The sequence below is a fragment of the Carnobacterium pleistocenium FTR1 genome (assembly GCF_000744285.1).
GTDB classification, from domain to species: domain Bacteria; phylum Bacillota; class Bacilli; order Lactobacillales; family Carnobacteriaceae; genus Carnobacterium_B; species Carnobacterium_B pleistocenium.
In genome coordinates, this window is the sequence record NZ_JQLQ01000002.1 from 1,366,439 (window position 1) to 1,380,523 (window position 14,085).

Genomic DNA, 14,085 nt, shown 5'->3' on the forward strand with positions numbered 1-14,085 from the left:
TAATGAATTGCTTATCCTTCGAAGAACTCTTCATCCATTAGGTAACCTTCTGCGGCATCTTTAGAATGAAATACCCCTTCAACTTGATCATTTGGCAATGTGACAAGCCATGTAGGATTATCATAGACTAAGCGTAAAATATCGCCATTATTGTCAAACCATAACTCCGTATAGCCTTCTTCATAGCCATCAGCTGTTTTCTTTAAATAAGCAATCGCTTGATCCACTAATGAACGGATAGTTTCTTCCGTTTCGTCTCTAACTGAGATGTACCCTTTATCGGTTTCTTCTTTAGGCAAATAGCCTGCATAAATCAGCGCATTTCCATTCGGGTGAAGGAAACGGATCGCCATTGTTTTAGGTACTGCACTATCTTTAAAATGGTAATTCAAGCGGTTCATTGATACCTTTGTTGCTGTTAATTCCTCGTAACTATCAAAAATAGCCTTTTTTTCTTCAAATGATAACATGTCATTCATCCCTTCATTGCTTACATCGTTTATTATTATACCAGTTTTTTATCAATCGTTCATCTTTATCTCTAGGCATGAAAAGAAGGTCGCCCAAGTAATACTCATTTTGGACGACCTTTTTATTTTTTTATTCTAAAAAGTCTTTTAATTGTTTTGAACGACTTGGGTGACGCAATTTGCGAAGTGCTTTCGCTTCAATTTGACGGATACGTTCGCGTGTAACACCAAATACTTTGCCAACATCTTCAAGCGTACGGTTACGCCCATCATCAAGACCAAAACGTAAACGCAATACATTTTCTTCACGGTCTGTCAATGTGTCTAGTACATCCTCTAATTGTTCTTTCAGTAATTCATAAGCCGCATTTTCTGCTGGACTCGTTGCGTCATGATCTTCAATAAAGTCTCCTAAATGAGAATCATCTTCTTCACCAATCGGCGTTTCGAGGGAAACCGGTTCTTGAGCAATTTTTAAAATCTCACGAACTTTTTCAGTTGGTAGATCCATTTCTGCTCCAATTTCTTCCGGTGTTGGTTCGCGTCCTAGATCTTGCAATAACTGACGTTGGATACGAATCAATTTATTGATTGTTTCAACCATGTGCACTGGGATACGAATCGTACGAGCTTGATCGGCAATCGCACGTGTAATGGCTTGACGAATCCACCAAGTAGCGTACGTTGAAAATTTAAACCCTTTTTTATAATCAAATTTTTCAACAGCCTTCATCAATCCCATATTTCCTTCTTGGATCAAATCTAAAAACTGCATTCCACGTCCAACATAGCGTTTGGCAATACTCACCACTAATCGTAAGTTGGCTTCTGCAAGACGTTGACGTGCTTCTTGATCGCCTTCTTCGATTTTTATAGCTAATTCAACTTCTTCAGCTGCCGTTAATAAATTCACACGTCCGATTTCTTTTAGATACATTCTAACGGGATCATTGATTTTTACACCGGGAGGAGCAGTTAAGTCTTCTGGTTTTTCTGCATCTTTTTCGGCTTTCATTTCTTTGATTTTTAGTTGACGCGCTGTTGGACCACCATCGTCTCCAACTACTCCAACACCTGCATCTTCAACTGTTTGGATCAAAGCATCCATTTTTTCAGCATTTAAAGTAAATGGTGTTGCGATTCTATTTGTTAGCTCATCGTAATGAACCGTTCCTATTGCTTTATACTCTTTAATAAAACTCTTGACTTCATTATCGTACGCTTTTTTTGTTGTTAGTGTTTTTTTATCAGCCATCAAAAAGCCTCCTCTTTCAATCTTACTAGCACTTATTACTAGGTTTCACTTATTTATTCTTTAATAAACGAGATAGATTGACTACTTCAATCATTAATACACGCAGTTGTTCTTTATCGCCTCGCCTAGAAGCTTCTGTCAATGCTTCTTGCTTTTCTTTCAACTGCATCTGAAGAACAGATTTCCTTGAAATCACGTCCAGATAATCTTCGACTTCTCTTGTAGAGATTTCATTGCTTATTGACAAAAGTTCAATTTCAACAATCAAGCTTTTCAATTCTGATTCTTTAACAAAATCAATAAATGCATCGATTGGGCCTTCATTATCTGTATGTTCTCGGAAACTTTCATATAAAATGAACAGCATTTGATACTCATCGTGTACAAAATGAAAATCTGCTGCATCATTTTTAATGATTATCCAAGCTTCTTCAAAATGAAATAAGCGATTTAATAATAAACGCTCTGCGTATTCAATATTGTCTGGTTTTCTTTTTTGCATGTGTACTTGAGGATAATTTATCTCAACAGCTTGCTTTTGATGCTGTTGTTGTTGTTGTTTTTCTTTTGTTCGCTGGTTACGAGAATCGTGAAATTTTTGTTGAAACTGTTCTTTCAAAGAATCAATCGAGAGTTCGAATTCATTCGCTAGTTGTTTAAAGTACAGTTCACGTTCAACAGCGGAAGTGACCGAGAGCAATTCAGATAATATTTTCTCAATATATCCTAACCGTTCACTCTCATTTGATAGATTGAGTGCTTTACGGTAATAAGCCATTTTAAAGCCAAAGAGCGTCTCTCTTCCATGAGCAATCAGTTCATTGAAAGCAGCAGCTCCATTTTTTTTAATGTGCTCGTCTGGATCCATTCCTTCAGCAAAACGAATAATATCGATATCAAAATTAGTTTCTGCCGCTAAAAGATCACTGGCTCTTTTGGTAGCTTCGATTCCTGCTGGATCTCCATCATACGCGATCAGTACATGATCCGTTACGCGATCGATCAGATGGATCTGTTCATTTGTAAGACTGGTCCCCATTGAAGCAATCCCATTGGTCACTCCGACTTTCCAAGCTGCAATAACGTCCATAAAACCTTCAAACAATATCACTTCTTTTTCTCGTCTGATAGATGGACGTGCAAGATCAAAATTAAACAGAACCATTCGTTTGTTGAATAACTGAGTTTCTGGACTATTTAAATATTTAGGAGCGCCATCATCAGCATCTTGCTGAAAGATACGTCCCGAAAAAGCCACGGTCTTTCCTTGCTGGTTTCGAATAGGAAATATGATGCGATTGTAAAATCGATCAAGCAAATCGCCATTATCTTTTTCAACAAATAAACCCGTTTTTTTTAATACGTCTTGCTCAATATTTTTCCCCATTAGGTATTGCTGCAGCATGGTTCGTTCTCGCGGAGCAAATCCAATATTGAATGTATCAATTACGTCTCGAGTCAAACCCCTTTGAGTTAAATACTCTAAAGCATCTTCCCCAATCTTGGTATTCAAAAGAATATGATGAAATAATTCAGCACTTTCTTCATGGACACGAATCAGTTTTTCTTTTGTTGAGTCAGTCGTTTGATTTTTATGATCTTGGTCTTGTACCAAGGATTCATCCAGTTGAAATTGACTCAACTCAGCTGTTTTAATAACGGCTTCTGGAAAAGTTAATCCATCGACCTCCATTAAAAAAGTGAAAACATTACCACCGCGTCCACAACTAAAACAGTGAAAAATTTGTTTTTCTTCTGTTACCGAAAATGAAGCCGTTCGTTCTTCATGAAAAGGACAAAAGCCAAAAAGATTTTTACCTTTCTTTTTTAATTGAACATACTGACTGACAACATCCACTATATTAGTTTCTTGCCGGATTTTATTGACAGTTTCTTCTGGAATCATTATCGCCAAGCTGTTCACCTCTTAGTAAAAAAATAAAGAACGTTAGGTCCTGTCAGAAAGACTATCAAGTCTCTAAAAGCCGCACTCATAAACAAGTGCGACTTTATTCTTTAAATCTATTATCAGACAGAACTATACATGATTTATAATAGCATATTTAGCGAAAAAAAACAAATTTTTAAAATGAGTAAATAAACATTGTATTTATAACAAAAACCGCACCTGTAAGACGTATTCTTGTAAAGAAATGATTGAATTATCTTGTTCAGCTTCGTCTGTAAATTTATTTAGAGATTCGCAAAAAAAACCAAGCAAACTTTAAAAGTTCAGTTGGTTTTTGAAATTACTTTATTTATTTGATTTTCGCTACGGTCGCAGCAAATGAGGCACGGCTCATTAAGGATTTCCAGACAACATCGGCAAGAAAGAAATCAATCATGCTATGAATGATCGTCCCTACTCCGACTAGCAAGAAAATCGATTGTAAAAATCCTTGCGTATAATAAGCGGTTGTCATTTCCCCGCCAAAATAAAAAACCGAAACGACGGCTACTTCACAAATCGCATGCAGCACACCGATAAAAAGAGAAAAAAGTGCTGTTTTAATAGTGGATTGAAGAATCGCAGGTCTTTTAACTAAAATATAAGAGCCAATCCCTGCAAAAACGACGTGGGTCAAAGCTCTTAGTGTAATGATGATTGGAAAGCCTCCTAGTAAAAAACCAACAGCCGTGCCCAAAGCTACCGTTATTGCAACCACTGGTGAGATGAACATAGCGATAATAATAGCAACATGGCTGGCCAATGTGAAAGAGGCCGGCTCTAAGACTAATTTAACCGGTGAAATCATGGGAATCAAAATACCTACAGCTACTAGCAAGGCTGCTATGGTTATTTTATGAACTTTATTCGTTTTCATATCAACAACTCCTATCATCAAATACGCATTTACACGTGTCAAGACACGCTAGCAAATTTAATTATAGGTGTTTTTCCGAAGATGTCAAGACACCTCTTAATTTTTGTACAAAAAGCCTAAGGTATCCAGTTCTTTTTTAATTCGATCAAACGTTTTTTTATCTGCACAGGCAATCGTATGCAAATGAACACCACCTGTTAGTTCAGATAATAAGTTTGCTTGTTTATTTTCTATTGCCACCATAAATTGATCTGCATCATATCTTGAAGAAATCATTAAACGCCCTTTTAATTCTCCGTATATCGGGTGTTCAACAATGACATCGACCACTTCTCCTCCGTTATCAACGACTGCGTACAATTCTGTTTTTGTTTCTGCGGCACTATGAGAACTAGCTAATTGACCGACATACTTATTCGTCATCGAAGCCGATTCCAATACATACCCTTTTGGAGTAGCTATAACGTCAATGCCGCTCGCTCTCAATAAAGCCACGTCGCCTACAATAATTTGTCGACTGACAGTTAATCGTGCAGCTAGATTCCTTGCACTTACGGGTCTATTTTCTTGTGATAAAATCGAAACAATATTGTCTCTTCTTTTAGTTGCATCCATAAAAAAATCAGTCCTCTTCCATTTTTATACTCTTTTTATTTTCATTATACCTTAATTGGTTTTGATTAAAGCTTTTAAACTGAAATTGTTAGACGTAAGACCTCGTTCAAAGTATGCTATACTTTAAAAAATGGTTTCGACAAGGAGGTCAAATGAAAAAATTAAAACCTATTCTTCTTCTACTTATTGGTTTGACTATCATATTTTGCTTATATGGTTACCAACAAAATCGTTCATTAGACGTTGATCATCAAACGATCAAATTAGATAACCTGCCGCAAGAGTTAGATCAATTGAAAATTATTCATCTATCGGATACTCATTTTGAACGAAATCGTATTTCAATTGACATGTTACTTTCAGAAATCAAACAAGCACAACCCGACCTTATTTTTTTAACTGGAGATTTGATTGACCGTACGGCCGATTTAAGTAAAATACAGTTAGAAGAATTTGGTCGTTCACTGGTGGCCATCGCACCAACCTATGCCGTCTCTGGTAATCATGAAACAAGCAGTGGGCAATTAACGGAGTGGGAAAATGAAATTGTCAGTAGTGGTGTCATTTTACTGAATAATAAGCAAATCACCTTAACGGTTAATGGTACGCAACTTGCTTTAGTAGGTGTTAGCGATGAAAGCTATCCTGCTGAAGTGTCTGTGATTGCTCCTATAAACACTGATATACCTGTTCTCCTACTTGCTCATCACCCTGAATACTTCGAGCAGTACTTAACTTCCAACCCGCTGATCCAACCGGATATCACATTTAGTGGTCATGCGCATGGTGGCCAGATAAGAATCCCGCTTATTGGTCCTTTATACGCTCCTGGACAAGGTCTATTTCCTAAATACTCCACCGGAATTTATAGCAGCGAAGTAGACCCCTCAAAAAAACTAGTCGTCAGCCGTGGCATCGGAAACAGTATTTTTCCTTTTCGAATCAACAATGAACCCCATTTATTAGTCATCACCCTTGAACAGACAAACTAAAAAACAACTAATAAGAAATAAAACCTTATTAGTTGAGCTGTATAATTTTTGGTGTAGCTAAATAAATGAACTAAAAGCGTTCAGACCCGAATCAATCGAACGAATAGCCGCTCGATGGCCAGTGACCATCGAGCGAAAGTACTGTAGGCTACGCCTAAGTGTATCATGCCTGTACGTAGCTGAAGCAACTACAGTCATGACAAAGTGGCCGTTGGGTCTGCTTTTTAGAACACGTTTTAGAATGACACTTTCAGACGGTTCGATGGCTATGCACAAGCAAACCCGTACATTCCAGAAGAATTTTATTTTGAATCACATCGAAACCGTTTGACCTAGAACCATTAGTTGGTTCATTTGCACTCGTTTTACGAACTGAATTGTGCCTCATACAATCTTTTATAAGAGCTAGAATAAACAAGAGATAATACAAGGTAACGCGCTTGATAAAAAGTGTTCTAAAATAAATATGTATGTATACGAATAAGTACGATTATGCCCTTTTCCTGCCCTAAACGTAAAAAATAAGCTATCTATTAAATAGGCAAGTCTAAACTTTAGCGAGTAGTATGATAAACTTATTCTAACATAATTAAAGTATTTAAAATAGTTTGCATATAGTATAGATACCCGACCCTCACCCCTTTCATCCAGTGAGGGTATTTTTACGCACAAAAAAAGCCACCTCAATTAAGAAGTGGCTTTTTTAACTATTTTAGTATTTAATCTTTTGTCCTACATTAATTTTATTTGCATTTTTAATACCATTTTTATCCTGCAACTTCTTGGTTGTTGAACCTACTTTTTGAGCAATTCCGCTTAATGTATCACCAGACTTAACAGTGTACGTTCCACCACTGACAGCTGCAGTTCCAGATAATTTAACGACTTGTCCAATATTTATTTTGTTAGCGTCTTTAATGTCGTTCAAACTTTGCAACGCCTTAGTAGTTGTTCCATTTTTAGCAGCAATAGTGCTTAAATTGTCTCCACTTTTGACAGTATATGTTTTACTAGATACTTTTGCAACTGGAGCTTTTAACGTTATTTTTTGACCAACGCTGATTTCGTTTTTGTTTTTAATGCCACTCCAGTTAGCTAAATTATCTACACTCACGCCACTTCTATTAGAGATTGCTGACAATGTGTCACCGGACTTAACAACGTAGCTAGCACCTGTAATCTTGTTGCTAGATTGATTTGATACAACTTGTTTAACTGGAGTTGATACTTTACTGCCCAATACTTGTTTATCAAATTTAACTAAATTGTTAGCTTCAATGATTGAAATAATTTTTGCTTGATATTGTGGATCAGTAGCATACCCAGCTTCATGAATAGCTTTAATTTGTGCTTTATAACTTGTTAATCCTAAAGCCTTTTTATAACGACTATTAACATTTAAGAACGCACCGTAATCTTTAATAGATGTTTCCCAACTTGGATAAGCTCTAAAGTTAGCAGTGATATTATATGTGATACCACCGTAAACTTCCCACGTTGCCATATTAGCAGCATTGCCACCATATGAACCTTTGATACCAAACAAGTTATTGTATTTAGTTGTTAGGCCACTTGTACCCCATGCTGATTCTAATGCAGCTTGTGCAATGGCCACAGATGGTAATACTTTATAGATGGACCACAATTGAGTAGCCCCTCCTTTTACTTTGTTAATAAAATTCTCTGTTTGTATACTCATGATTAAATTCCTCCTTTAGTTTGACTATAAGAATTAAAAGCTCCTACACTCGCCCAACCTGTTAAAAACCCTGTTAGCAAAGATTCAGCAAGTGGCAGGTTAAATACCAGTGCGATAGCTCCAAATAATACCACGCCTACCACAAGAGCAAATACAATAACCCAAATACCAGACAGTTTACTATTTTGCTTTACTACTTCTGTTATTCCAGAAACTACTACGCTTCCTCCAATTGCTGACAAAATTAATGTTGTTAAAATGCTCTCCATTAAAATCTCCTACTTTCCTATTTCTAAAATGCTTATTCGTTTATCGTGATCATTCAACTCTTCGTCATGTAGTCCAACCTTTAAGTTTAGTTGTTCCCTATCTTTCGCGCTATCAGCTAAGTTGTGGTTAAGCAGTTCGATTGATCGTGTCAAAGGCTCAACTGATCGTTTGAGTGATTCTGTATTATCTCTTTGTATTTTTTCCGCCATTCTTTTATCTGGTTCAGATACTAACTTTTTGTATATCCAGATTAACGCTCCTCCTATAATGGTAAAACTTGTAATTATTGACGTCATTTGTGTTTCTAGTCCACTCCACTCCATACCGTTCCACCTTTCTTTAAATAAATTAAATCAATATAAAAAGACCTACTCGATTGAGCAGATCTTCGTTTTTATTTATTTTCAGTTAACCGATAGCTTTGATTATTTCAAAATGAAATTTATTTATTAAAGCCTGATTTCAGAAATCCCTAGTTTTTTAACAATCTCTTGAAATCCATCTCTGCCTGACAAAAACTTACAAATATTAATAAACTCGACTTGATTAATGCCTTTTGTGTGTTCTAAATCTAATCTTATTGTGGTATTCAAATGATTTTCATATTCTTTTTCACCAGTTACATACGGAAGCAAGGCATCCTCTACCACAGTTATTTTTTCATTGGATATATAATCCCCATTTTCCAATTCAGTATTAAGAGATTGTTCTACTCCATTAAGCAAACCAAAAATATGTGAGTCACTTTGTTCACAAACCCCTTGATTTTTTTGAATTAGATATATATTTCCTAATATTTTTCCTAAAGATACTTTTGTCTCATTGTCCAAATAAAAAACCTCCTTTCTTAAAATTATAACACACATTATTAAAAGTATTTCCTTTATTTATTGGCATATTCTATTAAAAAGATGACATTAATACTTTTGTTAGATAACAATTCCTTCCTGCCGCTTGATGTTTATTAAAACTTTCTAAAGCATCTTCGTAATTATCATATTTTATTGTTTTTTCATTATAGCTACCTTGCAAAATTATTATATACACCATTACCCCTCCAAATAATTAAATGAAGTTTATTTCCAAATTTTTTTCTCTGCTATTGGACCATATGCATATTTCGATAAATCATCTCTGATTTCATTCCAAGTATTCATTATTATTTTGAAATGTTGATTTACTTTTTCATTTACCGAGTTAACAATAGCCAAGGATTCTTTTTCTAATCCCAGTACATCCATAAAGACTATTTTATGCTCTTTCAAAACAACATCAACTACTTTAAAAGCTATTTCTTCTGCAGATTTTTCGCTAAATTGATAAAAGAACGCATAGACCATATTTAGGTAAATCATTTGTCTAATAGCAGGTATAGGGTGAGAATAATTAGAAAGTTCATTTAAATTATCGATTTTTGTAGATAATAACTGAAACATAAAAACAGATGAAAATCCTGTAGTTAACGCTGAACCAGACCAAAACTCCGGATCTTTTATAAGGCTAATAGTTTTTGTAGCAGCGAAACTATCGGCATCCATTTCTAAACATTGACTAATTAAGTTTCCTTCATTCTTTGAGTTTGATTCGAAAAAAACAAAGTTTTTGTTAGTTTTGATGGAATAATCTAAATGACCATGTACAATATGTCCATATTCATGAAAAAAAAGATAGCTTACAGCATTAGCTGCGAAATGCTTAGCATTGTTTTTTCTTTCTTTTGACTTTGGATACACGCTTTCGAAATCATAATTATTGAAAAGGTCACCTATTGTATCTATATAATTATCTAATTCTGATAAATTAATATCTATATCAGGATTTTGTTCTTCGCTCGTATCTATTTCTTTAAATACATCATTCCGTGAGAACAAATAATTATAAAAATTCTTCACTATACGAATCAAACCAATATTCAAACCGATAAAATAATTATTTTTATATTTGAAAGCTATTGCATTAAAAGTATAATCATTGACTATACCTAAATATACTTCAGGATAAGATTCAGGCGATTCTTGAAGCATAACCTCATAAGAATCTTTAACTACACCCATCATATATTTCTCGAATTCATCTAACTCACCATTAAAGCTATTACCATCTAAATACTCATTAAATAACTCTTTAGTTGTTTCCAAAAAACCGCTCCCTATTATCTATTAAATTAATTATTCACATGATATAATAGGTTTAACAACAAGCTAATATACCAAGCACTCACAGGGTTCCCGCCCTATATGTGAGTGCTTTCTTTATTTTAACTATTATTTAAAACAATAACAACTTTATCTTTTGACTTCTCCCTTATCTTTTCATCTACCGCGCAGTTTGGTTCAACTAAACAGTTTTGCTTTGTAAAGATTTAGCTCTTTTTGTTGCAAGGTTTTTCCCAATCTTCATAGATGGTATCTCAATATATTTATAAGTTAAGTAAGAAAGAGAAAAAATTAAAGCATATGCTACAAAAATAACTATAATTAACGATATTTTTCCATATAATAATCTAAATACAACTAACAATATAGGTATATGAAGCATGTATAGACTATATGATAAGTTTCCTGTAAGAACTAATATCGGATTAGAAAGTCTATTTTGTATTTTTTTACTAGATAATACTAATATTATCAGCATAGAGGCTCCTATACATACGCCTAAATCAATAATACTATAACTGAAATCCATCAATATAGAGTCGGTTCCAAATAATACCCTTACTATCCATGCGTAAAATCTTGAATATAAATAGAAAAGAAAAGCTATAACAGTCAATACTACTTTTTTTGTAACTGAATATTTTTTAACGGCGTTTATTAGCTCATCCTTATGTTTAGCCATCAATGCCCCAATAATAAAAAAATACATATAATGAGATGTATCGAATAGACTTAAATGAGCACCATGTGACTCTTGTATATGAAACCACTCATTTAACTGACCTACTAAATAAAGCATAAAACCAATAGAAAGGGATTTCTTCCAATTATATTTTTTTATCATTATCATTATTATTGGGAAAATAATTGAAATTCTCATCTCATGAATCAATGACCAAATAACCGGATTATATGAAGTGGGATAGATACCTATACTTCCTATATATTCTAGAAATGTCTTAACATCTAGCGGCGTATCCCATTTTCTATAATACCATCCAGTAAGACCATTAATTTGTATATCTTTAAACAGAAAATATAACAAAAAAGTGAATAATATCATCAATAAATATGGGATATATATTCTAAAAAAGCGTTTAATAAGAAATTCTGAATACTCTATATCTTTTTTAAAAAATGGAAGAGACATAACAAATCCACTTAAGATAAAGAAAAAAATAACTCCTTCATTACCTGCATAAAATATATTAATTGGTGCAATTCTTATTAGCGTTGAAATTGGCTCTATCAGTATTAGCATTGTATGCCAAATTATTACGGAAACCGCTACTAGTCCTCGCATAGAATCTAGCTCTATGTATCTCTTCAATTTTATCACCCTATCTTATTTTTTGCATTGAGAGTACTTTACAAGTGAAGTACCCTCAATAACAAATATTATGATAACACATTAAATGATAAAAATGTCCGAGATAATAGAATTTGAAACGAACTAATATTTAATGATGGGACGAACAATCCTCTTTTCACCATCAACATTTACAACTGACTTTACCTCTGATATTTGTCCGTTTATATTTTGATAGATTTTGCAAAAATATAAGTCATTTGACAAACCTTGAGTGTCTTCTTTTGCAGATATAATTGACGTTGAATCAGCAAAATTATTTGTGTCAAAACCTTGATAACTATTGCTTTTGAGAACCGCATCAGACCCCTCAATAACATTAATACCAATATTTCCGTATTCTAGCTCTAACCCTGCTTCTTTTTGAGATATGAGAGTGTTATTTTCAAATAACGCCCCTTTACCACTACCTAATCGAATACCTTCACCATTAGACTTGATTGTATTTCTTCTTGCGGTGAGATTTAACGATGCTTGGAAAGCTTGCAAAGCTGACTTATATCCACCAGTCATTTCGATTACATTGTCCTCTAGTAAAATGTTACTAGCTTCTTCTCCGCCTGACCTACCATGTATTGTAAATGCACCATGTGGTTCTAATGATCCGGGGTTTGCTGTTTGTATAATCCTGTTTCTTAGTACTTCAATATTATCACAACTTCTATGAATCTGAGATGACGTCCTATGACCCATACCGCTGAAAGAATCTAACATCTTACTATTAGTAGTGCGGTCAAAAAAGCCAAAGTTTTGGTAGCCCGCATATTCACCTTCGCAAAATGAGTAAACGATATCATCGGCATCTATTGACGTAATTCCAAAACCATACGCATATCCAACCAAATCATCAGTGATATTTATCCATTCTGTACGAACCCTTTCAAATCTAACGTGTGCTGTGTTTTGAGCAATAATACCACCCATCCCCCAACCAGTGCGCAATAATTTTTTAGTATTTCCAGTTAATGTAAAGTCTTGAAATAATATCTCCTGAGATAATGTTTTGGTAACAATTATTGGGCTAATGTTTGTGTCTCTAAAGTAAATTTCATCAAGAGAATATCCATCACCCAATTTTAGTTTCGTTAATCCTATTCCTGCACCTTTGAATGTTGTTCCTGAATTCACGGACAGAGTTCCTTTGATTAAAAAAGTACCTGCAGGAAATTCAATTGTATTATAATTCCCTGCAGACAAAGCTCGTCTAATTGCCGTTGTATCATCAGTTATCCCATCGCCAACAGCCCCATAGTCCATTACATTGATAGTAGCCATTATTTCACTTCCTCAATTAGAAGGTTATCAAATGAATGTTCTACAGAAGTAGAATTTAAATCAAAATTAGATCCCCATAACGACAAACGGCAAGGGTTATTAGTTAGCCAACTTAAATCTTCGTTTACGTCTAAATATAAAACATTATTTATCATCAATTTAATTGAACTTGTAGATATTTCTAAAATAAACTCTCGTACTTCTCCCATTGGAATTACAAGTCGGTCAGTTGATATTGTCGTGAAACCACCATTTTTTGATATATCACTATCGTAAATTTGATTCCTTCCCGCTATCTTTCTAACTTTAGCTCTTAAATAACCACCGTCACTACTAGTAGGATTTATATAAACGCTATATGCATCACTAACTCTACCTATATCCGGATAGTAAACGGTAGCACCAACATCCGGACTTATAGTAAAACCTGTGTTACCGGTCTGTCCCAAGTTTTTATAGTCATTTCCAAGAGTTACTTTAATTCGATATTTAACTAAGTTTTTAAAATCAAGATGTTGATTCAAAATATTATCAATTACCGTTAAACCTTGATTAACTCCTTTTGCAAGCCTGATGATACCTTTGTTATTTTTGATGATTATTTTACTTTCGTTATCATTTATTAAGTCTGTGATTACTTCGTATTTTCCAGTTGAAAATTTAAAACTATTCCAACCAATACCATCTACTTCATTAAAACTTTCTGCTATCGGAAAGCGAGGAATTAGAACTAATCCTAATTCATTAATTGATAGTTCGGACGAAGAAGGTATATGACTGAATATCTTTAACTCCGTCTTTTTTTCAAGCTGAGCGGAAATTTGTGTTTCTTCTTCGGTCAATCTTTTACCTAACGTTTCATAACCTCCGCGAGCAAGTACCACCTCTGCACCAGATGGAGAAGCGGATGAAGCATCTTGCTGCACCGCTACAAAATCATCTTCTAAGGTATCTTGTCTAATTTCGATATCCGCTTGTCTGTTTCCTGTTTTACCCAGCCCTTCAGCGATATCATCACGCATTTTTCTAATTTCAGGTTCTTGTTCAACGCTTGTTTTTATTTGATTAATTCTTGCACGATATTGCTCTGTTGTTTCTGCCAAAAGCCATCAGTCCTTTCTAATTTAATGTGCAAACTGTGCGGCAACTTTTCCTTCTT

General features: G+C 34.4%; 15 protein-coding genes. 1 reads left to right on the top strand and 14 read right to left on the bottom strand.

What is annotated here, in order from left to right:
* Window positions 1-11: 11 nt before the first annotated feature.
* The 5 genes from BP17_RS06595 to BP17_RS06615 form a co-directional block, all read right to left on the bottom strand.
* Window positions 12-470, bottom strand: coding sequence for a hypothetical protein (locus BP17_RS06595; protein ID WP_035052778.1), 459 nt, complete (start codon window positions 468-470; stop codon window positions 12-14).
* Between the two features lie 130 nt (window positions 471-600).
* On the bottom strand, window positions 601-1,725 hold the full coding sequence (gene rpoD, locus BP17_RS06600; protein WP_035052780.1) for an RNA polymerase sigma factor RpoD: 1,125 nt from the start codon (window positions 1,723-1,725) through the stop codon (window positions 601-603).
* A 49-nt stretch (window positions 1,726-1,774) separates the two neighbouring features.
* Window positions 1,775-3,631, bottom strand: a complete 1,857-nt coding sequence (dnaG, locus tag BP17_RS06605; protein ID WP_198022554.1) for a DNA primase — start codon at window positions 3,629-3,631, stop codon at window positions 1,775-1,777.
* Between the two features lie 352 nt (window positions 3,632-3,983).
* Complete coding sequence (locus BP17_RS06610) at window positions 3,984-4,550, bottom strand: hypothetical protein (protein ID WP_035052784.1); 567 nt, start codon at window positions 4,548-4,550, stop codon at window positions 3,984-3,986.
* A gap of 96 nt (window positions 4,551-4,646) precedes the next feature.
* Entirely contained in the window at window positions 4,647-5,165 is a 519-nt protein-coding gene (locus BP17_RS06615; RefSeq protein ID WP_035052786.1) for a transcription repressor NadR, read from the bottom strand.
* Between the two features lie 152 nt (window positions 5,166-5,317).
* Here BP17_RS06615 and BP17_RS06620 point away from each other — a divergent pair, with 152 nt between their 5' ends.
* Window positions 5,318-6,157: a metallophosphoesterase gene (locus BP17_RS06620; RefSeq protein WP_035052788.1), complete on the top strand. Its 840-nt coding sequence runs from the start codon at window positions 5,318-5,320 to the stop codon at window positions 6,155-6,157.
* A 712-nt stretch (window positions 6,158-6,869) separates the two neighbouring features.
* Here the strand turns inward: BP17_RS06620 and BP17_RS06625 are convergent.
* The 9 genes from BP17_RS06625 to BP17_RS06660 form a co-directional block, all read right to left on the bottom strand.
* Entirely contained in the window at window positions 6,870-7,856 is a 987-nt protein-coding gene (locus BP17_RS06625) for a LysM peptidoglycan-binding domain-containing protein (protein ID WP_051910474.1), read from the bottom strand.
* 2 nt (window positions 7,857-7,858) lie between these two features.
* A complete protein-coding gene (locus BP17_RS06630; protein ID WP_035052790.1) occupies window positions 7,859-8,125 on the bottom strand; it encodes a hypothetical protein in 267 nt (88 codons plus the stop codon).
* Window positions 8,126-8,134: 9 nt separating this feature from the next.
* Window positions 8,135-8,449: a hypothetical protein gene (locus BP17_RS06635; RefSeq protein WP_035052792.1), complete on the bottom strand. Its 315-nt coding sequence runs from the start codon at window positions 8,447-8,449 to the stop codon at window positions 8,135-8,137.
* A 126-nt stretch (window positions 8,450-8,575) separates the two neighbouring features.
* The gene (locus tag BP17_RS06640) at window positions 8,576-8,956 is read right to left on the bottom strand and encodes a hypothetical protein (RefSeq protein ID WP_035052794.1); all 381 of its coding nucleotides are present in this window, start codon (window positions 8,954-8,956) and stop codon (window positions 8,576-8,578) included.
* A gap of 73 nt (window positions 8,957-9,029) precedes the next feature.
* Window positions 9,030-9,173: a hypothetical protein gene (locus BP17_RS13385; RefSeq protein ID WP_156956010.1), complete on the bottom strand. Its 144-nt coding sequence runs from the start codon at window positions 9,171-9,173 to the stop codon at window positions 9,030-9,032.
* Between the two features lie 29 nt (window positions 9,174-9,202).
* Window positions 9,203-10,264, bottom strand: a complete 1,062-nt coding sequence (locus BP17_RS06645) for a hypothetical protein (RefSeq protein ID WP_035052796.1) — start codon at window positions 10,262-10,264, stop codon at window positions 9,203-9,205.
* Window positions 10,265-10,463: 199 nt separating this feature from the next.
* Window positions 10,464-11,612: an acyltransferase family protein gene (locus BP17_RS06650; protein WP_156956011.1), complete on the bottom strand. Its 1,149-nt coding sequence runs from the start codon at window positions 11,610-11,612 to the stop codon at window positions 10,464-10,466.
* A 123-nt stretch (window positions 11,613-11,735) separates the two neighbouring features.
* Window positions 11,736-12,926, bottom strand: coding sequence for a glycosyl hydrolase family 28-related protein (locus tag BP17_RS06655; RefSeq protein ID WP_035052800.1), 1,191 nt, complete (start codon window positions 12,924-12,926; stop codon window positions 11,736-11,738).
* Window positions 12,926-14,029 (bottom strand): hypothetical protein, encoded by a 1,104-nt coding sequence (locus tag BP17_RS06660; protein WP_035052803.1) that lies wholly within the window; start codon window positions 14,027-14,029, stop codon window positions 12,926-12,928. Before BP17_RS06660 ends, BP17_RS06655 begins: the two co-directional genes overlap by 1 nt.
* Between the last annotated feature and the right edge of the window lie 56 nt (window positions 14,030-14,085).

What these genes read in the sequence shown, in the direction of transcription:
- BP17_RS06595 (WP_035052778.1), bottom strand. Translation starts at nt 470, where the DNA reads ATGTTATCATTTGAAGAAAAAAAGGCTATTTTTGATAGTTACGAGGAA.
- rpoD (WP_035052780.1), bottom strand. Translation starts at nt 1,725, where the DNA reads ATGGCTGATAAAAAAACACTAACAACAAAAAAAGCGTACGATAATGAA.
- dnaG (WP_198022554.1), bottom strand. Translation starts at nt 3,631, where the DNA reads ATGATTCCAGAAGAAACTGTCAATAAAATCCGGCAAGAAACTAATATA.
- BP17_RS06610 (WP_035052784.1), bottom strand. Translation starts at nt 4,550, where the DNA reads ATGAAAACGAATAAAGTTCATAAAATAACCATAGCAGCCTTGCTAGTA.
- BP17_RS06615 (WP_035052786.1), bottom strand. Translation starts at nt 5,165, where the DNA reads ATGGATGCAACTAAAAGAAGAGACAATATTGTTTCGATTTTATCACAA.
- BP17_RS06620 (WP_035052788.1), top strand. Translation starts at nt 5,318, where the DNA reads ATGAAAAAATTAAAACCTATTCTTCTTCTACTTATTGGTTTGACTATC.
- BP17_RS06625 (WP_051910474.1), bottom strand. Translation starts at nt 7,856, where the DNA reads ATGAGTATACAAACAGAGAATTTTATTAACAAAGTAAAAGGAGGGGCT.
- BP17_RS06630 (WP_035052790.1), bottom strand. Translation starts at nt 8,125, where the DNA reads ATGGAGAGCATTTTAACAACATTAATTTTGTCAGCAATTGGAGGAAGC.
- BP17_RS06635 (WP_035052792.1), bottom strand. Translation starts at nt 8,449, where the DNA reads ATGGAGTGGAGTGGACTAGAAACACAAATGACGTCAATAATTACAAGT.
- BP17_RS06655 (WP_035052800.1), bottom strand. Translation starts at nt 12,926, where the DNA reads ATGGCTACTATCAATGTAATGGACTATGGGGCTGTTGGCGATGGGATA.